Source organism: Roseovarius sp., assembly GCF_027019125.1.
Lineage (GTDB): Bacteria > Pseudomonadota > Alphaproteobacteria > Rhodobacterales > Rhodobacteraceae > Roseovarius.
The window spans coordinates 15,549-39,246 of record NZ_JALUXE010000014.1 but is presented as its reverse complement, the minus strand read 5'-3'; the positions used below and the strand labels follow the sequence as shown (position 1 = coordinate 39,246).

General features: G+C 62.6%; 27 protein-coding genes. 7 read left to right on the top strand and 20 right to left on the bottom strand.

Going from position 1 to position 23,698, the window contains the following annotated elements; all coding sequences use genetic code 11:
* Positions 1-95: 95 nt before the first annotated feature.
* From MVC20_RS06225 to MVC20_RS06210, 4 genes are all read right to left on the bottom strand, one after another.
* Positions 96-557 (bottom strand): CopG family transcriptional regulator, encoded by a 462-nt coding sequence (locus MVC20_RS06225; RefSeq protein WP_034828596.1) that lies wholly within the window; start codon positions 555-557, stop codon positions 96-98.
* 11 nt (positions 558-568) lie between these two features.
* Positions 569-2,548 carry a conjugal transfer protein TraG gene (locus tag MVC20_RS06220; protein WP_036173421.1) on the bottom strand — a complete coding sequence of 660 codons (1,980 nt, stop codon included), beginning with the start codon at positions 2,546-2,548 and terminating at the stop codon, positions 569-571.
* A gap of 123 nt (positions 2,549-2,671) precedes the next feature.
* Positions 2,672-3,661, bottom strand: coding sequence for a LysR family transcriptional regulator (locus MVC20_RS06215; RefSeq protein WP_233346795.1), 990 nt, complete (start codon positions 3,659-3,661; stop codon positions 2,672-2,674).
* 131 nt (positions 3,662-3,792) lie between these two features.
* Positions 3,793-4,833: a permease gene (locus MVC20_RS06210; RefSeq protein ID WP_297539481.1), complete on the bottom strand. Its 1,041-nt coding sequence runs from the start codon at positions 4,831-4,833 to the stop codon at positions 3,793-3,795.
* 104 nt (positions 4,834-4,937) lie between these two features.
* Between MVC20_RS06210 and MVC20_RS06205 the strand changes: the two genes are divergently transcribed.
* Both MVC20_RS06205 and MVC20_RS06200 read left to right on the top strand, forming a co-directional pair.
* A complete protein-coding gene (locus MVC20_RS06205) occupies positions 4,938-5,246 on the top strand; it encodes a helix-turn-helix domain-containing protein (RefSeq protein WP_297539479.1) in 309 nt (102 codons plus the stop codon).
* A 256-nt stretch (positions 5,247-5,502) separates the two neighbouring features.
* Positions 5,503-6,612 carry an ArsO family NAD(P)H-dependent flavin-containing monooxygenase gene (locus MVC20_RS06200; RefSeq protein WP_034827223.1) on the top strand — a complete coding sequence of 370 codons (1,110 nt, stop codon included), beginning with the start codon at positions 5,503-5,505 and terminating at the stop codon, positions 6,610-6,612.
* A 138-nt stretch (positions 6,613-6,750) separates the two neighbouring features.
* Here the strand turns inward: MVC20_RS06200 and MVC20_RS06195 are convergent, their stop codons facing one another.
* The 10 genes from MVC20_RS06195 to MVC20_RS06150 form a co-directional block, all read right to left on the bottom strand.
* A complete protein-coding gene (locus MVC20_RS06195) occupies positions 6,751-7,200 on the bottom strand; it encodes a hypothetical protein (protein WP_146617194.1) in 450 nt (149 codons plus the stop codon).
* A gap of 89 nt (positions 7,201-7,289) precedes the next feature.
* Positions 7,290-8,522 carry a DUF3363 domain-containing protein gene (locus MVC20_RS06190; RefSeq protein ID WP_081815013.1) on the bottom strand — a complete coding sequence of 411 codons (1,233 nt, stop codon included), beginning with the start codon at positions 8,520-8,522 and terminating at the stop codon, positions 7,290-7,292.
* 1,135 nt (positions 8,523-9,657) lie between these two features.
* Positions 9,658-10,335 carry a lytic transglycosylase domain-containing protein gene (locus MVC20_RS06185; protein WP_363320707.1) on the bottom strand — a complete coding sequence of 226 codons (678 nt, stop codon included), beginning with the start codon at positions 10,333-10,335 and terminating at the stop codon, positions 9,658-9,660.
* A gap of 238 nt (positions 10,336-10,573) precedes the next feature.
* Complete coding sequence (locus MVC20_RS06180; RefSeq protein WP_036176833.1) at positions 10,574-10,921, bottom strand: DUF736 domain-containing protein; 348 nt, start codon at positions 10,919-10,921, stop codon at positions 10,574-10,576.
* Positions 10,922-10,989: 68 nt separating this feature from the next.
* The gene (locus tag MVC20_RS06175) at positions 10,990-11,535 is read right to left on the bottom strand and encodes a S26 family signal peptidase (protein WP_036176830.1); all 546 of its coding nucleotides are present in this window, start codon (positions 11,533-11,535) and stop codon (positions 10,990-10,992) included.
* Complete coding sequence (locus tag MVC20_RS06170) at positions 11,532-12,050, bottom strand: DUF2840 domain-containing protein (RefSeq protein ID WP_036176827.1); 519 nt, start codon at positions 12,048-12,050, stop codon at positions 11,532-11,534. Before MVC20_RS06170 ends, MVC20_RS06175 begins: the two co-directional genes overlap by 4 nt.
* A complete protein-coding gene (locus MVC20_RS06165; RefSeq protein ID WP_036176824.1) occupies positions 12,047-12,301 on the bottom strand; it encodes a hypothetical protein in 255 nt (84 codons plus the stop codon). The genes MVC20_RS06170 and MVC20_RS06165 overlap by 4 nt, the downstream gene beginning before the upstream one ends.
* Positions 12,298-12,951 carry a ParA family partition ATPase gene (gene parA, locus MVC20_RS06160; RefSeq protein ID WP_036176821.1) on the bottom strand — a complete coding sequence of 218 codons (654 nt, stop codon included), beginning with the start codon at positions 12,949-12,951 and terminating at the stop codon, positions 12,298-12,300. Before parA ends, MVC20_RS06165 begins: the two co-directional genes overlap by 4 nt.
* Entirely contained in the window at positions 12,948-13,976 is a 1,029-nt protein-coding gene (locus tag MVC20_RS06155) for a replication initiator protein A (RefSeq protein WP_036176818.1), read from the bottom strand. Before MVC20_RS06155 ends, parA begins: the two co-directional genes overlap by 4 nt.
* Positions 13,977-14,249: a helix-turn-helix domain-containing protein gene (locus MVC20_RS06150; RefSeq protein WP_036176815.1), complete on the bottom strand. Its 273-nt coding sequence runs from the start codon at positions 14,247-14,249 to the stop codon at positions 13,977-13,979.
* 469 nt (positions 14,250-14,718) lie between these two features.
* Between MVC20_RS06150 and MVC20_RS06145 the strand changes: the two genes are divergently transcribed.
* Positions 14,719-15,006, top strand: a complete 288-nt coding sequence (locus MVC20_RS06145; RefSeq protein ID WP_036176810.1) for a DUF2285 domain-containing protein — start codon at positions 14,719-14,721, stop codon at positions 15,004-15,006.
* 155 nt (positions 15,007-15,161) lie between these two features.
* On the opposite strand, the gene MVC20_RS06140 is transcribed toward MVC20_RS06145, so the two are convergent.
* From MVC20_RS06140 to MVC20_RS06120, 5 genes are all read right to left on the bottom strand, one after another.
* Positions 15,162-17,168 (bottom strand): AAA family ATPase, encoded by a 2,007-nt coding sequence (locus MVC20_RS06140; RefSeq protein ID WP_036176798.1) that lies wholly within the window; start codon positions 17,166-17,168, stop codon positions 15,162-15,164.
* A 162-nt stretch (positions 17,169-17,330) separates the two neighbouring features.
* A complete protein-coding gene (locus MVC20_RS06135) occupies positions 17,331-17,972 on the bottom strand; it encodes a DUF2285 domain-containing protein (protein ID WP_081904500.1) in 642 nt (213 codons plus the stop codon).
* Positions 17,899-18,114: a DUF6499 domain-containing protein gene (locus tag MVC20_RS06130; RefSeq protein WP_036176795.1), complete on the bottom strand. Its 216-nt coding sequence runs from the start codon at positions 18,112-18,114 to the stop codon at positions 17,899-17,901. Before MVC20_RS06130 ends, MVC20_RS06135 begins: the two co-directional genes overlap by 74 nt.
* Before the next feature lie 313 nt (positions 18,115-18,427).
* Positions 18,428-19,624 carry a hypothetical protein gene (locus tag MVC20_RS06125; protein ID WP_036176793.1) on the bottom strand — a complete coding sequence of 399 codons (1,197 nt, stop codon included), beginning with the start codon at positions 19,622-19,624 and terminating at the stop codon, positions 18,428-18,430.
* 399 nt (positions 19,625-20,023) lie between these two features.
* Entirely contained in the window at positions 20,024-20,341 is a 318-nt protein-coding gene (locus MVC20_RS06120) for a DUF736 domain-containing protein (RefSeq protein ID WP_034827213.1), read from the bottom strand.
* 787 nt (positions 20,342-21,128) lie between these two features.
* Here MVC20_RS06120 and MVC20_RS06115 point away from each other — a divergent pair.
* From MVC20_RS06115 to MVC20_RS06100, 4 genes are read left to right on the top strand one after another with little or no spacing between them, the layout of a single operon-like run.
* Positions 21,129-21,470, top strand: a complete 342-nt coding sequence (locus MVC20_RS06115; protein WP_036176790.1) for a DUF1778 domain-containing protein — start codon at positions 21,129-21,131, stop codon at positions 21,468-21,470.
* A complete protein-coding gene (locus MVC20_RS06110; RefSeq protein WP_036176787.1) occupies positions 21,458-21,988 on the top strand; it encodes a GNAT family N-acetyltransferase in 531 nt (176 codons plus the stop codon). The genes MVC20_RS06115 and MVC20_RS06110 overlap by 13 nt, the downstream gene beginning before the upstream one ends.
* A 17-nt stretch (positions 21,989-22,005) precedes the next feature.
* Positions 22,006-22,962 carry a hypothetical protein gene (locus MVC20_RS06105; RefSeq protein WP_085816617.1) on the top strand — a complete coding sequence of 319 codons (957 nt, stop codon included), beginning with the start codon at positions 22,006-22,008 and terminating at the stop codon, positions 22,960-22,962.
* Entirely contained in the window at positions 22,959-23,183 is a 225-nt protein-coding gene (locus MVC20_RS06100) for a hypothetical protein (RefSeq protein ID WP_139837385.1), read from the top strand. The genes MVC20_RS06105 and MVC20_RS06100 overlap by 4 nt, the downstream gene beginning before the upstream one ends.
* Before the next feature lie 21 nt (positions 23,184-23,204).
* Here the strand turns inward: MVC20_RS06100 and MVC20_RS06095 are convergent, their stop codons facing one another.
* A complete protein-coding gene (locus MVC20_RS06095) occupies positions 23,205-23,621 on the bottom strand; it encodes a hypothetical protein (protein WP_036173047.1) in 417 nt (138 codons plus the stop codon).
* Positions 23,622-23,698: the final 77 nt, after the last annotated feature.

Sequence of the window (23,698 nt, the reverse complement as noted above, 5' to 3'; positions counted from 1 at the left end):
CGATTAAAAGAACCTGATTTTTGGCCGACTCAACAACTATTTACGCGCGTGCGGCCACCGGCGGTGATCGGCGGCAAATAGGACGGTTTGAAAATTCAGGGTCGGTCGCTATCGGGGTCGGACGGCCGCTGCGCGGGACTGTCCCCAAGCGAATCGACATCGCGCGACAGCTCCTTGAGGAACCTGTCTCCGGTGGCGAGGCGCTTGCCGAGGGTCTGAATGAAGCCCTCGAACCGTTCCACGCCTTTCGCGCGGGCGGACGATTGCCCGGTGTCGGAGATCGGCGGCGTGATCGTCAACCAGAACTGGACGAACAGCGAAAGCGTCTCGCCGAGCACGGCGAGATCTTCGTCGAGCCCGTCCATCTGTCGGCCGAGCCTGTCCAGGCGGCGCGTCATGGCCGCCTCCAGCCGATCCGCTGCGTCGCCGGACAGGAAGGAAGCGACGGACGCCTCCACGATGGCGGATTTGGAGACATTGCGGCGCAGCGCCAGCATCTCGACCTGTTGCAGCAATTCGGGATCGAAATAGACGTTCATGCGGGTTCGTGTGGCCATGGGAGGGTTCCTCAAAGCTCGATCCCGTCATCGGGGTTCATCGACGCCTGCCGGGCGACCGCGCGCATGCGCTGACGCAGGGCGCGGGCTTTGGCCGCGTCCAGGTCCGGTTCGTCGTCAAGGATGTCGAACTCCCGCGCCGGAGACGGCGGCGGAACGATTTCCTCATGCTCGGGCAATTCCGGTTCACGGCGGATGCCGGCATTGGCCGGATCGCCTTCCGTTCCGCTAGCCATGGACTGGGCATCGCCCTTCTGCGCGACCAACCGGCTCGACCAATCATCGGATGACGGGTTCGTGGCGGGACCGGCCGCCGGATCGGGTGGGGTCAGGAGGCGTTCAGTGAACCGCGAATCCTCGAAGTAGCGCGCCTTGGTGGCGCGGATCGGCGGCGTGCCCGCGACCATGACGATTTCATCGGTGGGCGGAAGCTGCATGATCTCGCCCGGCGTCATCAATGGCCGAGCCGTCTCCTGCCGGGACACCATGAGATGCCCGAGCCAGGGCGCGAGGCGATGGCCGGCATAGTTGGTGGAATCGCGCAACTCGGTCGCGGTGCCGAGAGCGTCGCTCACCCGCTTGGCCGTCCGTTCGTCATTGGTGGCGAAGCTGACGCGGACATGGCAGTTGTCGAGGATCGAATTGTTCTGGCCGTAGGCGCGCTCGATCTGGTTGAGGCTCTGCGCGATCAGGAAGGATTTGAGGCCGTAGCCGGCCATGAACGCCAGGGCGCTCTCAAAGAAGTCGAGCCGGCCGAGCGCCGGAAACTCGTCCAGCATCAACAGCAGGCGGTGGCGCTTGCCGGAGGTGTTCAAGTCCTCGGTCAGCCGGCGGCCGATCTGGTTGAGGATCAGGCGGATGAGCGGTTTGGTGCGGTTGATGTCGGATGGCGGCACAACGAGGTAGAGGCTGACCGGCTCCTTGCTTTCGACCAGATCGGCAATGCGCCAGTCGCAGCGCGCCGTCACACGCGCCACCACGGGATCGCGGTAGAGGCCGAGAAACGACATGGCGGTGGAGAGCACGCCCGACCGTTCGTTCTCGGATTTGTTCAACAGCTCCCGCGCCGACGATGCGATGACGGGATGAACGCCGCTCGGCCCAAGATGCGGCGTGTCCATCATCGCGCGCAAGGTCGCCTCGACCGGGCGGCGCGGATCGGACAGGAAGCTGGCGACGCCCGCCAACGTCTTGTCCTTCTCGGCATAGAGAACATGCAGGATCGCGCCGACAAGCAGGGAATGGGAGGTCTTTTCCCAATGGTTTCTTTTGTCGAGGCTGCCTTCGGGATCGACCAGAATATCCGCGATATTCTGCACGTCCCTGACTTCCCACTCGCCCTGTCGCACCTCCAGCAACGGATTGTAGGCCGACGACTTCGCGTTGGTCGGATCGAACAGCAGGACGCGGCCGTGCTTTGCGCGAAAGCCGGCTGTCAGCGTCCAGTTCTCCCCCTTTATGTCGTGGACGATGCAGCTTCCCGGCCAGGTCAGGAGCGTGGGCACCACGAGGCCGACGCCCTTGCCGCTGCGCGTCGGGGCGAAGCAAAGGACATGCTCGGGACCGTCGTGGCGCAGATAGTCGCGTTCGTAGCGGCCGAGCAGGACGCCATCGGGGCCGAGCAATCCGGCCGCGCGGATTTCCTTGTCCTCCGCCCATCGCGCTGATCCGTAGGTGGCGACGTTCTTCGCCTCCCGCGCGCGGATGATCGACATAAAGATGGCGGCGGCGATGGCAATGAAGCCGCCGGACGCGGCGATGATCGCACCTTCGACGAAGATCGCGGGCGCATAGGCGTCGAAGGAAAACCACCACCAGAAGAAGGCTGGCGGGTAATAGACCGGCAGACCCGCCAGCTCGAACCACGGTGCTCCAAGCTGCGGCTGGAAGCCGAGGCGAAAGGCGACCCATTGCGTCGCCGCCCAGGTCATCACCAGAACGATGGTGAAGACGATAGCAATCTGACCCCAAAGGATTCGGCCTCCGCGCATACGGGCTCCAGTCGGACAAAGAGACGGAGCCGATCAGAGAATAGGCAAATCCACTACAGGCAACAGGAAAACGGATACGGGAGGGCTGCCGGATACTATCGGCGGCAAATAGGACGGGTCACGTCATTGCGGGCGCTCGCGCGGCTCATTCTGGATGCCACCCGGAGCCGAATCGCAGATGCGTCCCAGCTTGCCCGCGAGGACCAGCATGTTGCGGATGGCCGGGCTTTGGTTGAACGGCGACCAGATGGCCGAGAACGAAACCGGCTCCGGCTCGTCGGCGAACGGCAGGAAGACGAGGCCGGTCGTCGGCAGCAACGCGGTGGCGGCCCCGACGATGGTGATGCCGAAACCCTGCTCGACCATGGACAGCAGCGTGCCGCGCCCCACACCGAAGCGCTGAATCGAGGGCGGCGGCAAGCGCCCGGCGAGGCGCAGGATGATATGGTCGTGGACCTGCGGGCCGGTGCTGTCATAGCGCACGAGAAAGGTCTCTCCCGCCAGATCAGGCCATGTGACGGTCGACTGCCCAGCGAGCGGATGCCGTTCCGGCAGCACCGCCACCAGCGGCTCGGTCCAAATGCGCCGGGAATGGAAATCGGGCAACTCGGCCGGGCCGGCGACGAACGCCAGGTCCAGAAGGTCGGAGCGAAGCTGGATCACCGCATCGCGGGCCGTGCTTTCGGTGATCTCGACTGCGATGCCCGGATGGGTCTCCCGATATTGTGCGATGAGTTCCGCGAGGAAGCTGCGCGGGATAAGGGCGTGGATGCCGAGACGCAGGCGACCGCACTCGCCCGAGGCGGCCAAGCCGGCGGTCTTCACCGCATGGTCGAGTTGATCGACGCCCGCTGATACTTGCTCGATAAAGCGATGACCTGCATCGGTTAGCCGGACGCCGCGTGCGTGACGCTCGAACAGAAGGATGCCTAGGTCTTCCTCTAAGGTTTTCACACGGGTGCTGACAGTCGAAACGCTGACACCCAGCGCGTTAGCAGCGTGACGGAAGTTCAGATATTCGGCAACGGCGAGTGTGTGGATGAGCGACACAAGGGGAATGCGTGATCCCAGCCGGGAAGGCATACCCGATCGACTATCTAAAGTCAGCGTCAAACGCCGTCTCCGTCGCATCGCTAACTGCCCCCTGTCATCCGGCGGCAGTCTTGGCCTTGGCCGGGAGAGAAAAGGCCAAGACTGCGAAAGGTATCCAAGTGGTTTGAGGACTTAATCATCTCTGATCTAAGTCAGAAAAACAGGTAGGTCGCGTAGCCTGCGATCATCGCCATGGCGAAGATGACCCCGACGAATGCCACGAGAAGCTTCATCGTGAAGAGGGAGCGCAGCAGGATGAGTTCGGTCAAACTGGCCCCGGCGCTTCCGATGATCAGTGCAAGGACGGTCCCTGCGCCCACTCCTTTCGCCATAAGAGCCCCGGCGAGCGGTATGACCGCCTCTGCGCGGATATACAGCGGCACGCCAATGACGGCGGCAACAGGAATAGCGAACGGATTGTCCGGACCGGCATACTGCTCAAGCAGAGCGGTCGGCATGAATCCGTAGATCAAGCTGCCGAGCGCAATGCCGACGAGCAGATAGGGTAACACGTCGACGAAGTCGATCCATGCATCCCGCCACACACCGCTGTATTTTCCCGTCTCCTTCGTTCGGACGGAAGACTGGCTGTCACAGCAGCTGCCGGACGCAGGAGTGATCTTGATTGCGGTGTCGCCGCAGGCGCTTTCCGACCGAGAGCCGCAGCTATCGGTTTTCGGACTTCCGCAATCCGGTACGGCCGGTGCAGCACCACACTGGCTTTGCGACGAGCCACATCCGCCGGTCTCTTTCGTTGCTGTGCGACGGATATACCGCTCGAAACCGAACGCATGCATCAGCCATCCGGCACCCAGCGATACTGCAAGGGCGGCAATCACGTAGGTGGATGTGAGAGTCAGTCCGAACGTGGCCGCCAGCAAAACGACAACAACCGGGTTCAGGAGCGGGGAGGAGAAGAGAAACACCATCATCGGACCGAACCCGGCGCGCGCTCGGATCAAAACCTTCAGCATCGGAATGGTCGAACAACTGCAGAAGGGCGTGATTGCCCCAAGACCTGCGGCGAGGAGATAGCCGCGAGTACCGGTGGAGCTGAGCAACGCTTCCACTTTGGCCGGGGGAATATGACGCTGGAGAACGCCAACCAGTGCACTGATCCCGATGAACAGAACCGAGAGTTCGACAGCGAGAAAGACGAACATGCCGAGGGTGTCTTGCAGTTGGGGTGACATTATGAAACCATCCTTCTAGATATGTCGAAATTTCCACTGATCTAGTTGCTTATCGCGCTCGGGTCAACCATATTTCTAGAGGTCTCGAATTAATGGAGGACGGTATGGATCACGAACAAGCCGCAGACAGCCTGACCGAGCTCGGCAACACGCATCGATTGGCGGTCTTCCGCTTCCTGGTGAGGGCTGGGCATGAGGGCGCATCGGTCGGGGAAATCCAGAAAGAACTCGGCATCCCGGCGTCTACCCTGTCACATCATCTCGCACGAATGACGAAGGTGCGACTCATCCGGCAGGAAAAACACAGCCGAACGACCATCTGCATTCCCGAGTTCCAGAACCTCGAACGGCTGATCGACTTCCTTACGGAAGAGTGTTGCGCCGGTGATGCGGAGGGGAAAGATGCCGCGTGATCGATTTTCGCAGATGCATGAAGGACAGGCAAAAATCGGAAACCGACCCGGAAAGACGGTGCTTGGCTCGAAACTGACGACGTATGCCAGGGCTGCCGCCCGGAGCATGGTTCCAATCTCTCCCGACACCGACGTTTCCGTCTGATTTGAGCTGAAACCTCCGATCGCCAACCGGGCCTTTTCTGTTGCCGTGAGTCGGCGACGGGGAAAGCGCCGGTCTGCAATCGCCTGTCAATCCATGAGTGGGGCCGAACACATGAACGATACAAACGAATTGGTGGTTGACGTCGTTGTCATTGGCGGCGGTCAGGCTGGCCTGTCCGCCAGCTACTATCTTCGCAAAAGCGATCTCGATTTTGTTATTCTCGATGCGCAGCGTAATCCCGGTGGCGCCTGGCAGCGAGGCTGGAATTCGTTGCGGCTTTTCTCTCCCGCTGAGTACAGTTCTCTGCCGGGACGGCAAATGCCACCTTCGAAAGGTGATGGGTTTCCAACACGCATCGAAGTGCTCAACTATCTGGAAGATTACGAAAACCGCTATCGACTGCCGATCGAAAGACCGGTTCGCGTGCAAAATATCGAGAAACAGCCCAACGCGCTGCGCGTTCAAACCGACAACGGTACGTGGCTCGCAAAGGCGGTGATCAGCGCGACCGGCACGTGGAGTAAGCCGTACATTCCGCACTATGACGGGGCTGAAACCTTCCGTGGGCAACAGCTGCATTCTGCCGAATACGTTTCGCCAGAAGGACTGACGGGCAAAAGTATCCTGATCATCGGCGGTGGAAACTCCGGTGCCCAGATCTACGCGGAACTTTCGAGGGTTGCCGGTACGATCTGGGCGACGCTCCACCCCCCGAAATTCCTGCCAGACGATGTGGACGGACGGGTTTTGTTCGACCGGGCTTCCGCGCGTTACGGTGAAGGGAGCCCTCAGGGCGGTGCTCCTCTATCCGATCTGGGAGATATCGTAATGGTCCCTTCGGTGCTCGAAGCCAGGGATCGCGGCATCCTTCGGAGCGTGCGCCCTCCTGTCCGCTTTACGGAAGACCGCGTTGTCTGGGAGGACGGAACAACGACCGCCGTCGACGCGGTTATCTGGTGCACGGGCTTTCATCCCGCTCTGGATCATCTCGATGGCCTGGGCATCAAGCAAACCGATGGCAAGATCGCGGTGACTGGAACGCGTTCGATCGATGAACCGCGTCTCTGGCTTCTGGGTTATGGAGACTGGACCGGATTTGCCTCGGCAACTCTTGTCGGTTCGGCACGCACCGCTCGAGATACTGTTCGTGAGATAGAGCGATGCGTTGAGAGCAACGAAACTGCCCACAAATCTGTAACTGGACAGCCAGACCACATATGAAAAGTGGATCAAATCGATGACAGAAAGAGCGAACTGAAACGGATTGAGAGAATTACTGTGCCTCCATTCTTCGGATCGGGCGCCCTTCAGAACCACAGGAAGCTTCATTTCGAGCTGGATAGTGGATTGGCTCGACGCTCATTCCGGAACGCGGACATAGCCCGTCGGACGATCGTGCCGCTCTTTGCTGCGCCAGTGTCGCCATGATGATGTCGAGCCATCCCGTTCCGGTGCCGAAAAAGCCGAACCCGGCCGCCATACAGCGAGATTGGCAATCACATCGTTGCCCGAGCAGATCCAGACAGAGCGCATGTTCGCATTTTCCTTCCCGTTAGGCGTAGAGGAGAGCAAGGCAAGCGGCATTGCAGCGAAGGCGATAAGGCCAACAACGCCCATGGTGCCCCACCCTGGAACAGTTCCGTTGAGAGCATCCCAGGTGACGCTTCCTGGTCCATCATCGTGAATCTCGACGGTATCGAAGCGACCATAGTCGCGGGGCAGGCGCCGCTTCGCCGGACCATCTCTCCGCTGTTGCCCTGGCTGCCGATAAGTCGTTGAACTTCGGATTGCCGTGAGCGCTCCGGTCAAAACAATTTTCCTCGCATCGAACAAAGGAGCGCTGTGTTATTCCCGAACCGCCACTACGTGTGCGACGTTCTCGTTGGAGTTTGATCCCGTCACAATCCGAGACCCCTCTGTCGCCCCAATTGCCACGACACCGATCCGCCCTGCACGACGCCCATAACTTCGCGACCGAGCTGGCGGTCGATGACCGGCCGCCAAGGGACAAGCGTGAACTCGTGCGCCTTCTCGACGATGGCGAACTTGCCGCTGGATAGCTGCACGGTTCCGGTGAATTTGCCGCTGACGTTCTCGCCGTCCGTGGTGGCGCGGAACGGCAGCGCCTTTCTTTCAGCCATCTCCACGCCGACGCGGGAAACCTCCCGCTCGCGCAGAATGGCGAGAAGGTTGCGCCGATAGAGCACGCGGCCGTCGCGTGCGCGGGTAGCATCGCCCTGTTCGACATGATGCTCGCGGCGGCGGTCGATGGCCTCGCGCACCTGCTGGCCGAAACCGGTCGGTGCAAGATCGGCCGTCTCGCCATGGATCAGTCGCCGGTCCAGCCAGGACGCGCCGTCCGATCCGATCTGCCTGTCCAGATTCACGGGAGAAAGGACGCGAACGCTGGCCTGTCTGTCGCGACCGGCGTCATAGGCGGCGGCGCGGTTCTCGAAGTCGGGGGGGATGCGCCATTGGTCAGCGTCGATCCGCTCGACGATCCGGGTGCGGCGTAGCGCCTCAAGTCGGCGCACATGGGCATCGACATAGCCTTCATAGTCTCCGCCCGGAACATGTCCCTCGAACTTCGCCTGCTCCAAATGACGGCTCGGGCGATAGATGCCGCCCTCGGCGATTGTCGCAATGGTGCGGTCGGACGGCCGGGCCGTCGCCTCGGTGCGACCGATCTCGATGACGCTGCCGATCCGGGCATCCTCCAACTGCATGGGGTCGATGTTGGCGATGTGGTGCATCCGTCCGTCGATCCCGTCCACGACGACGGTGAGATTGTCGCCCAGCTCGTTGGCGAGATATTTGTCGAGGACGCGGCCGGTGACGGGTGCAGCGGGTGCGCCCTCATGGATGCGGAAGGTCATGGGATCGCGCTCAAGCCCATCGGCGGCGAGCGATCTTTGCATGGTGCGGATGATGTCCCCGCGTTCGCCCAACTCGCGCAGGGTCGATTCAAGCCGCTCGTTCAATTCCCAGACGCCGGGCGCGTGTTCGGTGGCGAGGCCCATCCGCCCCAGCTTGGACAGCCGGCGCAGGCGAAGCGTGTGCTCGAACTGCCGCTTTGGCTCCCCCGGTTCGTGGCGCAGGTCGAGGAACCGTCGGTCGGCTTCCTCGACCATGGCCCTGTCGATGCGGGTAAAACGATCCTGGTCGATCTCGGCGGTGAGCTTGCGGGTCTGCTCGATCTCCCGAACGGGACCGAGTTCCAGCGTCGCCAACTCGCTGGCCCGTTCGCGGACACCATGAACGATGTAGTCGCCGTTGATGACCAGATCCTGCCCCAGATCGTCCTTGCCCCGGACGATGACATGCACATGGGGATGGCCGGTGTTGTAGTGATTGATCGCCACCCAATCGAGCTGGGTGCCGAGGTCGGCTTCCATCCGGCCCATGAGGTCGCGGGTATAGGCCGTAAGGTCCGACAGCTCCGCGCCGTCCTCGGGCGAGACGATGAACCGGAACTGGTGGCGGTCATCCTGGCCGCGTTCCAGGAAGGCGTCGCCATCCGCGCGGTCCTCGGTGCGCGAATAAAGCTGGCCGCGCTCGCCGTCGCGCGAGGTGCCGTCGCGCTGGATATAGCGCAGATGGGAGTGCGCCTTCCGGCCCTTTCCAGGGTGAAGGATGTAGCGCTGCTGAACCATGACGCGACGCGCGCCCGGCTGCCGATGATGCCAGCCGCCGCCGAGATTGCGGGTGCGGACGAAGACCGCGCCGCGCCCGCGCTTCACGCCCTTGCCGCTCGACAGGACCGTATGCGAACCGGCCGGGGTTGCGGATGTGAACGCCGCCGTTCCGAAACCGCCTCGGGGCGAGGTGCGGCGCTGCTGCCGGGCGATCTTCTTCGCCTGCGTGAGGAAGCTCTTGGTCTTGCCCGCGCGTGGGGTGTCCGAGCGGATGCGGCCGGGCCTTGGCCGGAAGCGGTTTTCGTCATCGGCGCTCATGGATGCGCCTCCGGCCGAAATCGCGGAAAATCGGGCAATCGGCGGCCATGGTGCCGAACAAAAGCCTGCAAGGCCAGGGCGTTGCACGGAATCGCGGCACTCCGCCGCTCAAGATCATGGTGCCGGAAACGGCGGCCTAACCAGTGTGCAGACAACAACAATTTCGGAAACCGGCCCGACATGGTGCCGGTTCCTTCAATCTTGCCCTCCCTTCTTATCGCCCTTTCCGTCCTTCCCACCGGGATTCCAGCCAGGCGCAAACCTGCCTGACTGGACACCGGAACGGGTCGCGCCGTGCGCCGGATCGCCGTCCTCATGGCGTTCCCTCGTCGTCGGCGCGGGCCACGAAAATGCTGCCGGTTTCCGGCTCCGCATCGGCAGGATCGCGCACCGGAATGGTTGCGCGGCCGTCGCCGGATTGCGCCCCGGATGGCGGCGCGGCGGCAGTCCGCGCGTCGGCCGGGCGCGTGACGAAGAGCGGGGCTTCGCGCCAGTCGGGCGGTGGCGGCGCTGCATCGGGAGAAGCCTCGCCGCCGAGGATCGGCGCTAGCGCGGCGACATAGGCGCGGGTCTCCGGTGGCAATGCGCGGCCGGTCGCAAGGTATTCGTCGTAGCGACCGGGACCGGCATTGTAGGCTGCCAGCATCGCCGCGACATTGCCGTAGCGGTCGAACATCTCGCGCAGATAGGCCGTGCCTGCGAGGATGTTATCGCGCGGGTCGTAGGGATCGCGGCCGAGCCGATGACGGATGCGCAGGCCCGCCCAGGTGTCGGGCATGACCTGCATCAACCCCATCGCGCCGGCCGATGACACCGCGCGCACGTCGCCCGCGCTTTCGGCGCGCAGCACGGCGACAATCCAGTGCTCGGGGATGCCGAAGCGCCGCGCCGCTTCGGCAATGTGGGCGGCGTTGGGATCGACGGCGGCGGGCCGGACCATCGGCGTCGATTGCGCAACGGCCATTGCCGATCCCGCGCCGAGTGACAGCATGGCGGTCATTATCAGAACGGCATAGCGCCATACAGCCCTGTCTCCGCTTTGAGCCCAGCCTGCCGGCGTGCTCGCTGCGGTCAAGGGCAAGGCGCAAGCGCCGGCCGATGGCCGCCCCTGACCTGCGCTGCGCGCGCCGGCCGTCTTGCGCCCGAGCGGGACGACGGGATGAGACGGCCTTTCCGCGAACAACGGGATGAGGGTCTTGAGTGCGGGAATGACGCGGGTTTGCATGGCCTTAGTCCCGCTCGTCGCGCGGTTTCGGGCGGCTCCAGTGCAGCGACCACGACGCGCCCGCGTCGTCGTCGCGGAACAGGTTGGCGCGGATCGGATGCGGGAACGTGGGATCGTCCAGCAGCACGGAAAGATATTCGCCGGCCTTCTCGCCGGTGCGTTTCCAGGCCGCGCCGATCTCCGGGCCGGTTTCGTTGCTCATGCCGTCGAACAGGTGAACGCGATAATCCGGTGCGTTCTCCGCGTCGGACGACTCAGCCGCGACGATGATGATGTCCTGATGCAGCAAGAGCGTCCCGAAGTGTCCGATGAAGCCGGCCTCGTCGCGCGCAAATTCACCAATCTGGGGCATGACAGTCTCCTTGGCGGTGAGGTTGGGAAAACCATCGGCGGGCACCGCTCCCGCCGATGGGGAAGCGGTCATTGGGTCGGCGCGCGCCATTCGTAGCGGCCGTCGCCTTCCTCATCGGTCCAGAGCGGGACCGCTCGGCCGATGACAGAACTTGCTGGGATGGGTCCGAAATAGCGGCCGTCCAGGCTGTCGCGGACCTCCCAATTCATGAGGAAGATTTCGCTGGAGGCGATGACGCGGCAGCCCTGCCAGACGGGTAGATCGCGGCCGATCCGGTCGCGGTCGAGCGCTTCGCCCATCTCGATCCCGTCCACCGTGATCGCGGATCGCAAACGGCAGACCCGCTGTCCCGGCAGTCCGAGGACGCGCTTCAGGAGCGGCACGCCGCGCCCGACATAGCCGCGTTCGACCATGAATCGCTCCAGCGGTTCGGGCGGCATGACGGCTACCAGCTCCGGCACGTCGAGCGCGTCGGCCGGCCTGACCGTGTAGAAGCCGATGGGCGCGCTGGCGGTCGCGTTCCAGATCAGTTTCGCAGGCCAATCGGCGACGCTGGCGGCTGCGATGCCCGTGACGGCCAACGCCGTTACCGTGAGGATACGGCGGCGCGTCATGGGTCGATCCTCTGGCGACCGAGCCAGGCGGCGTGTCGCTCCGGCGTATAGGCGTGCGGCTCCAGACCGGCAGTCAGACGATTGTGGACGTGCCGCCAGTGCTCCGGGGATATGTCGGCAGGATCGAGGCCGAGCGCTTCCACGGCGTCGATGGCCTGCAATGCGCGCTGCACCTTCGCCCAGCTATCGAGACGCAACAGGATGTCGCCGCCGGGACGGACGAAGGGCAGCGTCTGGAACGGCTCGCCGCGGCCGATGGCACGCAGGATGTCGATGCGGGAAACGATCGTGCCATGTGCGCCGGACGCCCATCGCACGAAGGCGAAGATGCTGCCGGGCGCGAAGCCGACGATGCTGCGGCGGCGGTCGAGTATCTGTTCGTAGCTCTTGCGGCCGAAGCGTATCCAGTGCTCGATCTTGCGTTTCTGGAAGGTCAGTTCGACCAAGGTGGTGAAAGGCGCGGGTTCGTCCGGCAGCGGACGGCCGTGCAAGCGGTGCGCCGCATTGCCGGTCATGGTTGATCTCCCTCGGAGGATGGAAATTCGCGCGCCAGCAGGTCGCGCAGCATGTCGGTGACGGTGATCCCACGCCGGAAGGCTGCGACCTTGATGCGGCCGCGCAGCTCGGGCGTGATGTCGATGGTCAGGCGGGCGGTGAACGCTTCGCCGGCGGCTTTGCCGTTCGGTGGCGTTTCGCCCGCCCTGATCCAGCTTTCGGGATTGCCCGGCCGGGATGCGAAACCGGGCTTGCGGATGCGCCCGGTCATGGCAAGGTTCTCCCGATGGGCAGCCGATCTATCTCGACGGCCAGCGCCGCGATCTCGCGGGCGGCGGGGCTGTCGACGTCGATCTCGGATGCAAGCCGGCCGGACTGCGCGGCGTCAGCAAAGACCACGCGCTGGCCGATGGTGGCGGTGAGCAAGGGCGGATCGTGATCGGCCAGCGTCTCGGCCGTCTCGCGGGCGATGATCGTGCGCGCGCCGCAACGGTTGAGGACGAAACGGGCGGCTAGTTCGGGCCGGTAGATGCGGGCTTCATTCAGAAGCGTCAGCATCTCGGCCGACGCCCAGCCATCAAAGGGGGATGGCTGCACCGGGATCAGCACGAGGTCGGCGGCGAGCAGCGCGGAGCGCATGAGGCCGGCGACACGCGGCGGCCCGTCGATGACGATCATGTCGGCGTCGCGGGCCAGCTCCGGGGCTTCCCGGTGCAGCGTGTCACGGGCCAGGCCGATGGTGCTAAACGACCTCGGCAGCCCCTCATGGCTGCGCCGCTCAGACCAGTCGAGCGCGGAGCCTTGCGGGTCGGCGTCGATCAGGATGACGCGCCGTCCTTCAGCCGCCCAGGCCCCGGCGAGATGCAGCGCCAGCGTGGTCTTGCCGACGCCGCCCTTCTGATTGAGGAACGCCACGATCATGGCGCACCGCGCCGCGCGGCACCGGCACCATGGGTCGCGTGCGCGCGCGTCAAAGAAGAAGAGTTAGTTTTATTGTTAGATTCTTCTATAGAGTACGGCGTGCGATTTGCGCCTAATGTCCCGATAGTCCGTGCGCCTAATGTCCCGATGGGATTCACATGGTTTCCCACAGGCACTGTGGATAGATTTTCGGGGACAAAGCGCAGCAGTTCACGCCCGTCTTCCCACTCGATCTGGAGGCTGTAACCGGGCAGCGACTGACGAACTGCGAGGCGGCGCAGGTCGAGCGCGAAATCGGACTGCCGCGCCGAACTGCCGGATTTCTGGTGAAGGTGGGCGATCTCGAAAGCCCAGCCCTCGGGCTGGCGCCCTGCGTGTTTGCGGGCGACGCGATAGAGCCAGCGCTCGATGCCGCCGGTCAGCCGGAAATAGGCCGGGTCGATGGTCAGCACCAGCGAACGGTCGATGACGCTGTTGTAGAACCATTCGGGCAGGACGAACTCCATGCCCTCGACGCGGCCGGCGCGCGTCGTCATTTCCTCCCACTCGTTGATCCATGAGAATTGCCGTCGCCGCCAATGCTTCCCGTTACGGATCGTCGTCGCGATGACGGTCGATTGCAGGCGGGCGAGCGCGGCCTTGAGCAACAGGTAATCCCGGTTGCCGGTGGCCCGCCCCACGGCGCGCAGGAGCTGGTAGGGCATGAAACGAAAGAAGCGCGACGTGGTGAAACCGTCATTCTCGGCCGCGACGATCTGGCTTGCGGCCCAGATCAGCACATCGGCATCCCAGATTGTCGCCATGCCGTGCTCGGGCATGGCGAACACCTGCACCTCGACATCGGCGGTTTGATAGAGGATCGGTTTTGTGCGGGGCCGCTTCGCCAGCGAGAAGAACGGCCGTTCCATCAGGTCGCGCTGGTCGCGCGGCGCGGCGTCGCCGGTCGCGACCACAAAGGGGTCGAGGCGGCTGCGCTCGCTGGTGTCGGTCGGCTGCGCGGGGCTGTCATCGTCGTCGCGCAACATTCAGCACTCGTCCCGCTCTTCGGGGGTGAGCGGGCGCGCGGCGAAGACGGTGCCGGCACTTGTGTCGCTGGTGGATTTGCGCGTGCCGATGGCGCTCCAAGCTTCCAGATCGCGCAGGGTATAGAGGACACGGCCGCCGATCTTTCGATAGAGCGGGCCGGTTCCGTAGGTGCGGTGCTTTTCAAGGGTGCGGATCGAAATGCCGAGGAAGCGTGCGGCTTCCTGTGTGCGCAGAAGGCGCGGCGGCAGGTCCGCATTGCGGCGGTTCGCCATGGATGACCTCCGGTTCGTCAGTGGATGGCGCTGCCGATGACGGCGGCGCGCTATGGCGAACCATGGCGAGGGACCGGCGGCCTGTAGCGTGCCGCATTTGCGCACGCGCGCTGGCGGCACCCCCCTCCGGGGCGGGATCAGACTGAAAAGATGGAGAGATTCAGCGTGTCAGTGGGGCGCGCGCCAATTCGCCGAAGACAATCCCGTGCGGGTCGGGTAAGACTGAACGCGGAGCAGACGCGCTGCTTTGGGGCTTAGTAACCCCTGACTAGCGGTAGGTGCCGACCGTGACGGCACCACCATCCTCGAACCTTATGGTCGGGGAGCCTATGGCGTATGTCCAGGGCTGCCCGCCTAAAGGTCATAGGGCCGTCTAGTCACGGTTACTAACTCCCCGATCACCAGGTCAGAGGGGCCAATTGCGGGGGCGCACCGCAAACCACGGCTCCCGGGTAGAAGGGGAACGACGATGCGAACGCCCGTCGAACTCGATCCCGATGTGGACGATGAAGCGCCAACGGGAAACGACATCACGCCTTATGACGAAGCGCATTTCGTGACCTATCTGCGGCTGCTCGACGCGAAGGCGGAAGGCGCGGACTGGAAGGAAGTGGCGCAAATCGTGCTGCACCGCGATCCGGTCGGCGACGAGTTCAGGACACGCCGATGCTGGCAAAGCCATCTCGAACGCGCGCAATGGCTTTCGCGTGAGGGTTACAAGCGGATACTGGAACAGGCTGCTGCCAATAAGACGTGAAAAGGCGAATTCTGACCACTATGTAGGCTAGAATTGCCCAACATGGCTGCTACAGTGGCGGCGTTGCGATTGGTCGGGCGGCTACGGACGTTCGCTGCGGCCTGTACGAACGTCTGCGTGCACCACTAGGCCAGCAAGAGCGGCAGTCGCGCGTGCTACTTCAGCGCAGAGTTCGCCTTTGCAAATAGCTTTTCCCAAGCTGATCGCTCTTCTGCCAGCAAGTCATTTAGGCTGTGGTTCCGGCACCACCGCACAAATGCTTTGGCAAGCTGATATTTGGACAGCTTCTCTGACTTGAGGATCGAGGCCATCGAGCGTGATGTTTGGCCCGTCACCGCCGGCAACTCATGACCGAGTTCATCCTTTGCAACGGAGGCCAAGGTGGTTCGGAGCAAATCCTCGATCTCCGGATTGGTCACTGTTCCATCCAGCACATCGGCCGTGCGTAAGATACCCTTATGCCCGACACTATGAATAAGCGTTTCTTGTTGGGCGGCGGAATCTCCTGCGCTGTCAGAATCTAGAAGTGCGGCCACCCTCAAATTGTGTGCATGGAGGATCGTCGCGAAATAAACGACCTTTCCCGCCGTTCCGGCCGGAATCACGGCTATGTTTTTCCGAAGACCGTCCTGGCCCGCCTCCTCGAATAGTTCCGAGACGGCACCGACATACCAAAAATCGGTCAACCCTTCGACGATGAAGTTGCGCTGCTGGGAGAAGAGACTTTGCGCAAGGTCGTAGCCGAGAGCTTCCTGTAGGGGCAGCAGGGCTGCGGGATCGTTCGATGTGACGCTGGTGTGGACTTTCGTCCCGACCTCCCGATCCGTCATTTCCACCACACGCACGCGATCGAGTTCGTCGGGTCCGACGAGAAACGGCGAATGCGTTGTGTAGAGCGTCTGGTTGCCCTCCGCGAGGCGAGAAAGGGTATCACGGAAGTCACGCTGTTTAAGTCCATGAAGGTGCAAGCCGGGCTCATCCAGTAGCAGGACGGCGTTCTCGTGCTTATCCTCAGCCTCGGCAAAGAAGACCACAAAGAACGAGACCAGCCACTGAAAGCCCTCTGACCGCTGATCGAGTTCAACTTCAACGCCCAGGTCGTCCACCACAACCACTTTGAGGTACTGGCCGTCCGAAGTGATGCGGAGGGTGTCGGCCTCGCCTCGATCGACTTTCGGCTTCCATGCCGAACGGATCTCTTTCGTTAGCCGGATGCTAGCCGCGTTGAGTTGATATTGCCGCGCGTCGAGTTCGTCCCGGATCGTATCGAGCTGTGCATTCTGCTGTCCATGCGCATCGACGCCGGACTTGCCCATCGCGGACAGCTTAGCTGCGTCGAGACCAAGCAACTTTAAAAGGCAAACATTCCCGTAGTCGTATTGATCGTCATCGAATGCCTGGCTTGCGATCCGCTGCGCGAGATGTCCGAGGTGGATGAGTGGGCGGACACGGAAGTAATTGCTGAACAACACGAAAACCGGAAGTCGCTTACGCAGGGTGGCGACAGCGGCGTCCCGGTCGATGGAGATAGACACGCGCTCCCGTATCTTTGCTAACCGGGTATTCTCGCGCTCGTCATCTTCATTCACAACGGCGAGCATGTCGCTGAGCCACTTCGACATAGTCTGCGCCTTGTCTCCCGTAACAACGGTATGCTTCTGCCAGCCCTCCGTGATCTGGGATAGCGACACACTTGGTTTTGGCTCTTCATCACCGGCTTGAGCGTCGAGGTGGCGTACGAGACGGACGAGATCGGCTTCCAAATCACCGTAGGATGGCCTGTCGGGCGCGCCCTCCAATTGGTTTGTAAACGTATCATCAAGGTAGCGAGTGAACCGATAAGTAATTTCGCTCGACTGAAGCGACGCTGGCAACTCAGCCACGTCGTCCTCATCAAGTGCGAACCAACCCGTCGCGACAGGAACATTCGTCGGCTTCACTTTACCTGTCGTGATGTCGTTGAGCAGCGCGCGCGGGTAATCACGAAGCTGATCGAATGGCTTCACCTCGTCGGGCCGAGATATCTGTTGTAGCGCCTGAAGAACGGCGGACTTACCGGCCTCGTTCGGCCCGACGAGAATCGTCTTGCCGTCCTCTACGTCGAATTCACCGGTATCCCGAACACTACGGTAGTTTTGAACGCGCGCTTTAACTAACTTCACTTTATTACCCCCCTGCCATTAGCACCCATCCGAGCCTATCACCGAACGAACGCGCTTCAATGTTTATACTCGCGAAGTACGCGATGCTTCATCCGCAGCACATCGCGCAAAGGTCGACAATTGATACGGCTACCGTCGAGACCACGCCGATAGCAAGATACCTTACCTTGGTTGAATCCTGATCGGATAGTGTAGCAGCAGACGATAGCCGCCGCGCATCATCCTGATGCCGTGGGCAACGAGGCGACGCGCCTTGTTCTTGCTCGGATCGCTCTCGAAGTCCTCCTTAGCGCCCCGAAAGCCAAGCAGGACTTCGGCAATGGTGCGATAGCTCTCGCCGCGCAGCCGGGCGTCGAGGGCGCGCAGGGACAGGATATGCCATTGCCGGAGCTGGGCGGGCATGTTGCGGAAGTCGGGGCCAGGCGTTCGGCCCTTGAGGGATCGCCAGAAGCGCCGCGCCGCATGGGCGCGAAGCTCCATGAAGTCGTCCAGAGGCAGTTCGACGGCGTAGAACGCCGCCGCATCCGGCACGGATTGGGACAGCCAGAATTGGTGCTCGACGCCATCCGCCTGCCAGATGCCGTGCCAGCCATCGGCGGCGCGGCGCAGGTCGAGGCCGTCGAGATGGGCGAGAACGACGGTCGGCTGGCTGGCCGTCTCATCCGGTTCGGCCGGCACCAGTTTGACGGCTTGCGGCTGAAACCGGGGCGACCAGAACAGCGGGTCGCGGTCAGGCGCGGCGTCGGGATCGTGCGGGAAATCGCAAGCCCCAGCGTCGGGCGAAGGCTTCCAGCTCGGTCGCATCCGGGCGCTTCGCGCGGACGAGAAGCCGGAAGTCCTCTCGGTAATCGTCGTTGCGACGCAGATACTCCCAGGCGAATCCGGCGGCGGGAATCTTGCGCGTGTGCCTGTAGGCCGCCGGCGCCCGCCAATTGATCTTCAGCATGGCGCACCCTCCCTTTACTCACGGGTGCTTGGGGAGACACCCGGACCAAGGAGTTTCGGGCACGACCTATGCGGGAGATAGTCTGTATGATCTGAAACGTTGTTCGTATATCCAGAACACTTATAGTTATTTTATTCTTAACAGTGTTTGCGTGATTTTGCGAGCCGGGCGCAGCCCGGCGAGCGCGGCCATGTGATCGGGCATGGCCGCAACGCCGATCCGCGTCGCCGGATCGGCGGAAAATTTTGGAACCCTGAAAGCCTGAAAAGCAGAAAGCCGCGCAACCGGGTTTCCGGCTGCGCGGCTCTGCTGATTAGGCGGCCTTCTCCAGCAAGGTCTTAGCCTTCGCCTCCAGTTCAAGGCGACTGTCCTGATGGACCTTGCTGCGGGCATGGGCCGTCATGCCCTGCACGAAATCGAAGATGCTCTCGGGCGGGCGGCCTTCCTCCTGCAACACGGTCTCGATGATCTTGCCGGTCTCGGCCTTGCTGAACCCGCGCTTGCGCAGGAAGCTCTCGCGGTCCTCATCGGTACGGGCGACGATCCGCTCGCGCGCCGCCCTGATCCCGGCCACGAATGGCGCGGGCGAGGAATTGGCGAAGCTGGTCAAAGCCGGAGCCGCTTCATGGGCGAAACGCTGCGCGGCAAACTTGCTGTGCCGGATGCTGATTTCCTCGAACCCTTCCACGCCCCAAAGGTTGCGGTTCATGCAAACCGCCCGGAGATAGAAAGAGGCGATGCCGAGGGTCTTCGATCCGACTTCGCTGTTCCAGCAATAAAATCCCCGGAAATAAAGATCGGGGTCGCCGTTCGGCAGGCGTCCGGCTTCGATGGGGTGCGTATCGTCCACCAGAAACAGGAACACGTCACGGTCGCTGGCATAAAGCGTGGTCGTGTCCTTGGTCACGTCCACGAACGGATTGTGCGTCATGGTCGCCCAATCCAGAACGCCCGGCACCTTCCACATGGTATCGCCGACGCCATCGCCCGCGATCTTCATGACGGCGGCGACAAGTTCATGGTCCCAGATGCGCCCGTAGTCCGGGCCGGTCACGGCGCGAAGCTCAACGCGCCCATCCTCGGTTTCCAGTGTCTTCACCAATTCGCCGCGATGACTGACAAGGCCATGTTGCAGATTGATGCCCGCCAGCGGTGCGGGAAGATCACGCAGGTAGCGGGCCGGTGCGCCGACAAGGCTGCAAAGCTGGCCGAAACTCCAATGCGTCGGGGCGACGGGCTGCTCCTGTCCGGGCACGATCAGCGAAAGCCACTCGGCATCGTCGCGGCTGGCTTCCACACGCACGGTGCGACTCTCCACGGTGCGGGCCTTGGCGCGATCCGCGCGGGACTTCACGGCTTCATAAAGCTCGGTCAGCGACAGATAGCGTTCGTCATCCGGGCGCGAGAACCATTCCGACGAAACGCGGCCGATATTTTCGCCGCGCGAAATGTCCACGCGGAAGCCCTTGGAAACGGGCTGCTGGTGATGGTTCAGGGTCATGGTGTTCATGGTCTTTCCTTTCATGGGCTTGGGTTGGAGCGCAGCGCTGCGCTCCAACCCTGCCCGTCGGCGAGACCGGGGGGTGCAAGGTGCAAGGGCGGCCGGGCGGTGGGGCATCACCCGGCCTGCACAAGCGGATCGACGTGATGACGAAAATGCGCAGCATGTATCCGCGCGGAAGGCTGGGGATACCGCCCGGCCGCCCTTGTGCCGCGCCAGGGGGCAGCGCCCCCAAGCAACCGGCCCGGCCAAAGCGAAGCGGCGGACTGGGGATAAGATTTGATCGGGATACGCAAAGCCTGAAAACCGGAAAGCCGTGTGTCCCGATCTCCTTATTCCTTGAGAGGCGGCGGCCATGAGCAAAAAGAAGCCCCGCTCGGATGAGCGGGGCGATCTCGGGTTTCGGCCTCAGTCGCCGTTGCGGCGGGACCAGATGAGATTGTGGGATTTTCCGTCCTCGGCTTCGACCAGGCTGGCGTAGATCGGTGCCGGGAAGCTCGGATCATCCAGCTTGACGGAGAGGTATTCGCGCTGTGTCTCGCGGGCGATCTTCTTCCAGGCCGCACCGAACTCGGTGGCTCCGGCGAAGATGCGGAAGTCGGGGCCGCGCTCGCTGTCGCTCTCGGTGGCGGTGAACTTGGCCTTGACGTTGAGCGTCAGGGTCTTGACCGCGCCGGTGAAGCCCGCGCCGTTCTCGTTCTGGGTGAAGGTGCCGATGGTTGCCATTGTCGTATTCCTTTTCCTGTCGGGCCGCACCATTGCGACCTCGATGGCGGTCGTGAGACCGGGGACGATCAGCCCCGCACCCCTTGGGGCTGGAACATCGTGGAAGGCGATCGGCGACGGCTTTTTTGTTTCGCGCTGCAAAGCCGAAGGCGGCGGAAAAAAGCTGGCGGCGGACGTTGTGGGAAGACGAGCGAGGCGAAGCCGGTCTTCGGTCAGACCTTGCCAGATCGAGGACGCGAATGGAGCGCTCATAACAGGAAATCGCGTGGAATAGGGCAATGGCGGCCGTCCTGTGCCTCGCCGGAATCGGGGACTCTACGCGGGTTTGTTGGCTGCGGTTTTCCCTGATCCGACCGGCAAGGCCAATTCGCGCTGTCGCCAGCGTGGGCCTGCGGGTGTGGTTTCGTCTGACCTTCGCCGATGCTGCCGTGTCCGGTTTGGCCGGAAGATCGCTTGCGGGGCGTTGCGCCATGCTCGGCCAAGCGGATGATTTGGCCTTTCCCGGTGCTGATCCGCCTGCCAATTGAAGTGAATGGAAAACCCAATCTCATGGGCCTGCCGCGGCGACCGGGATCGAGGCCCCGGAATTGCTCCCGTCTATCCGCGTGTAGCCTACCGCGAAATGGACGCCGCCGCCCCCTTGCGTTAGGGATTGAAGCCGAATGGCGGAAACGCGCCATGGGCGTGGTTCCGGCGCAGCCGAAAGCCCGGCCCGCAGGGCAACGCCCGAGTCTTCCCTTCCTCCCGTCGTATTGACATTGTGGATACGCGCACTCATATTGCGATCATGACCAAAGCTCGTATCGTCCCTTCGGAATCTGCCCGTTCTGCGACCACCGCGGTTGCAGGTCGTGCCTCTACGGCTGACACCAAGGGCAGCATCAATCTGCGGATCGAGACCGGCACGCGCCAGCTCATCGACGATGCGGCGGCTGTGCTCGGCAAGACACGCACCGAGTTCATGGTGGAAAGCGCCCGGCGGCAAGCGGTCGACGTGCTGCTCGACCAGCGCCTGTTCACGCTCGACCCCGAGCGCTACGACGCCTTCATGCAGGCGCTCGACAATCCGCCCGCGCCGGGGCCGAAGCTCAAGGCCCTGCTGCGCCGGACCCCGGCATGGCAGAAATAGACGACACGCCCGACCATCCCGAATTGCCACTGTCTGCTCCAGTTCCTCTGACGGCAGAGCATGACCTTTCGGCATTCGACTGCGGTGAGCCCGCGTTGAACGACTGGTTGCGCCATCGCGCCTTGAAGAACGAAAGCCGGTTTTCGCGCACCTATGTCGTGTGCGTGGGCAATCAGGTCGTCGGTTACTTTTGCATTTCGGCCGGGTCAGTCGAGCGCGGTGCGGCTCCCGGAAAGGTGCGGCGCAACGCGCCCGACCAGATTCCGGTCTCGGTCGTCGGCCGGCTGGCCGTTGACCTCGACCACGCCGGAAAGGGTCTCGGCGCGGACCTTTTGGCGGACGCGCTGCGCCGGATTGCGCTGGCTTCGCAAAGCATTGGTATCGGGGCCGTGATGGTCCAGGCGAAGGATGAAGCGGCCAAACACTTCTATCTGCGCTGTGCCGAGTTCGTCGAATACCCCGAAGACAGCCGGACGCTGTTCCTGCCTATCGAAACCGTGGTCGCGGCGTTTAGCTAGAGTTTGGGAGAAATACGATGGGTGAAGCCAAGCGAAAGAGGCAAGAACGGGCTTGGCTGGATTCTGATCGCTACAACGGCACGATAGATCTTCACGTTTTGCCCCCGGCGGCGGAGATTGACGGAGCACGCATTCGCGAACTGACAGGTGACGATACAATACCGGACACGACGCAGGTCATCTTGCGCGCGTTCAGAGCAGTCGTTGGTGAGCGGACCTTCCATGTCGGATTCTGCCTCGGTGACGGCGAATCCTTCAGCGCTGTTGGTATCGCCGTCATAGAAAGACTGTCGATGGAAGCGCCGGGAGCCGCGCTTCACATTGTGCCTATCGTTCACGACGACATCGCATGGGACATCGTGATGCGGCATCTGCGCAGCTTCACGGGGCAGGTATTGTTGTTCGCATTCCCGAATTCAGATGTTTACGATGCGGGCACCGCTGAAGTTTCGTACTCGAAACATATCCGTCAGTTCGATCCAAGCGGCGCCTTGCTTGGCCGATTGACCGAAGCGCAGCGGCGCAAGATACGCGAACAAAAAGCTTCGATGCTCAATCGACCGCCGCCGCCCAGATTCTATCCAGCATCCGGTGTCACGCAGGAAGACTCGCCATGGATATTCCGGGTTGGAACTCCTGCCGGAAAAGTCATCAGAACCGCCGTTTGGGATGGCCGTCGTAACTATGCGCATGAACTCCCTGAAGACATCGTGCGATGGGTAGGCGGCGACAGGATCGCCATCGTGCAGGTGGACAGTCCTGTTGGGGTCAATCGGCGGTCTTCACTCGACTTGACGCACAAGCTCGCCAAAGATTTCGATGGCGTCATTCACTGGGCGCGGGATACGGACACGTTTCAGTCGATTCTCAAGTCGTTTATCCGCCTCGATCTGGACTCGGTGAGTCCACCGGAGCTTTCTGCCGGTTGGGAGCCTGAAATCGTGATCTTCGCGGCGAACGGGGACCACGCGTGAAAAAAGCTGAATGCGAACAGGCTGTCCGGCATTTGTGCCATCAATGGCGGAAAGAATCTGGCTTTTCGTCCACTCCGGCAGACCAGTTGAGCTTCGGCAGCTTCCTGTCATGGGTCCAGCAGAATTATTCATCTTACCTTGATTTCCGCACCACCACCTCCGTCTCTTATGACGTGGAGATGTGGTTTGACGATGAATTCAAACAGAACTGGCGAAGGTAGGATCAGCATCGCGCGACACGGCTAACCCGAGAGCTGGCCGACGCCCGTCGCCAGGCGCATCCATGCCGCGATGCCGACGCATCCGCCGCCGACGATGCAGAAGATTTGCCGCCAGATTTCGGACGGCACGGCTTCCTTGGTGATGCCATGGACCAATGCATAACCGGCCACGGCGGCGGGCGCGGCGAAGACAAGCGCCACGATCAGGCGGATGATAGGTGTGCGGATCGTCTCGAACAGCACGGCCAGGATGCCGAAGGCGACGCCTGCGGAGAACAGCCCGACCAGCCCCGCGCCGATCAGGCCGGAGCCGGTCTGGTAGGCGAACTGCGCGGCGGCCAGCCCGACGAAGAAGGGTAGCGCGTAAATGGCGAGCGTGTAGGCGAGAAGGCAGAGAAGCGCGACCAGCGCAACGCTCATGAACATGACGGCGACCATGATTTTGTTCCTTTGACTTTGCAGCACCGCCTTTCGCGCAGTCGTCAACACCGTCGCTGCGCATCTTTATGGTGCCG

Excerpts from the sequence above, each read along its gene's own strand:
- MVC20_RS06125 (WP_036176793.1), bottom strand. The coding sequence starts at position 19,624 with ATGAACACCATGACCCTGAACCATCACCAGCAGCCCGTTTCCAAGGGC.
- MVC20_RS06175 (WP_036176830.1), bottom strand. The coding sequence starts at position 11,535 with ATGACGCGCCGCCGTATCCTCACGGTAACGGCGTTGGCCGTCACGGGC.
- parA (WP_036176821.1), bottom strand. The coding sequence starts at position 12,951 with ATGATCGTGGCGTTCCTCAATCAGAAGGGCGGCGTCGGCAAGACCACG.
- MVC20_RS06110 (WP_036176787.1), top strand. The coding sequence starts at position 21,458 with ATGGCAGAAATAGACGACACGCCCGACCATCCCGAATTGCCACTGTCT.
- MVC20_RS06165 (WP_036176824.1), bottom strand. The coding sequence starts at position 12,301 with ATGACCGGGCGCATCCGCAAGCCCGGTTTCGCATCCCGGCCGGGCAAT.
- MVC20_RS06205 (WP_297539479.1), top strand. The coding sequence starts at position 4,938 with ATGGATCACGAACAAGCCGCAGACAGCCTGACCGAGCTCGGCAACACG.
- MVC20_RS06180 (WP_036176833.1), bottom strand. The coding sequence starts at position 10,921 with ATGCCCCAGATTGGTGAATTTGCGCGCGACGAGGCCGGCTTCATCGGA.
- MVC20_RS06210 (WP_297539481.1), bottom strand. The coding sequence starts at position 4,833 with ATGTCACCCCAACTGCAAGACACCCTCGGCATGTTCGTCTTTCTCGCT.
- MVC20_RS06095 (WP_036173047.1), bottom strand. The coding sequence starts at position 23,621 with ATGGTCGCCGTCATGTTCATGAGCGTTGCGCTGGTCGCGCTTCTCTGC.
- MVC20_RS06155 (WP_036176818.1), bottom strand. The coding sequence starts at position 13,976 with ATGTTGCGCGACGACGATGACAGCCCCGCGCAGCCGACCGACACCAGC.
- MVC20_RS06185 (WP_363320707.1), bottom strand. The coding sequence starts at position 10,335 with ATGCTGTCACTCGGCGCGGGATCGGCAATGGCCGTTGCGCAATCGACG.
- MVC20_RS06135 (WP_081904500.1), bottom strand. The coding sequence starts at position 17,972 with ATGCGACCGAGCTGGAAGCCTTCGCCCGACGCTGGGGCTTGCGATTTC.
- MVC20_RS06200 (WP_034827223.1), top strand. The coding sequence starts at position 5,503 with ATGAACGATACAAACGAATTGGTGGTTGACGTCGTTGTCATTGGCGGC.
- MVC20_RS06130 (WP_036176795.1), bottom strand. The coding sequence starts at position 18,114 with ATGCTGAAGATCAATTGGCGGGCGCCGGCGGCCTACAGGCACACGCGC.
- MVC20_RS06190 (WP_081815013.1), bottom strand. The coding sequence starts at position 8,522 with ATGGTCGAGGAAGCCGACCGACGGTTCCTCGACCTGCGCCACGAACCG.
- MVC20_RS06115 (WP_036176790.1), top strand. The coding sequence starts at position 21,129 with ATGACCAAAGCTCGTATCGTCCCTTCGGAATCTGCCCGTTCTGCGACC.
- MVC20_RS06220 (WP_036173421.1), bottom strand. The coding sequence starts at position 2,548 with ATGCGCGGAGGCCGAATCCTTTGGGGTCAGATTGCTATCGTCTTCACC.
- MVC20_RS06170 (WP_036176827.1), bottom strand. The coding sequence starts at position 12,050 with ATGACCGGCAATGCGGCGCACCGCTTGCACGGCCGTCCGCTGCCGGAC.
- MVC20_RS06150 (WP_036176815.1), bottom strand. The coding sequence starts at position 14,249 with ATGGCGAACCGCCGCAATGCGGACCTGCCGCCGCGCCTTCTGCGCACA.
- MVC20_RS06225 (WP_034828596.1), bottom strand. The coding sequence starts at position 557 with ATGGCCACACGAACCCGCATGAACGTCTATTTCGATCCCGAATTGCTG.
- MVC20_RS06120 (WP_034827213.1), bottom strand. The coding sequence starts at position 20,341 with ATGGCAACCATCGGCACCTTCACCCAGAACGAGAACGGCGCGGGCTTC.
- MVC20_RS06145 (WP_036176810.1), top strand. The coding sequence starts at position 14,719 with ATGCGAACGCCCGTCGAACTCGATCCCGATGTGGACGATGAAGCGCCA.
- MVC20_RS06105 (WP_085816617.1), top strand. The coding sequence starts at position 22,006 with ATGGGTGAAGCCAAGCGAAAGAGGCAAGAACGGGCTTGGCTGGATTCT.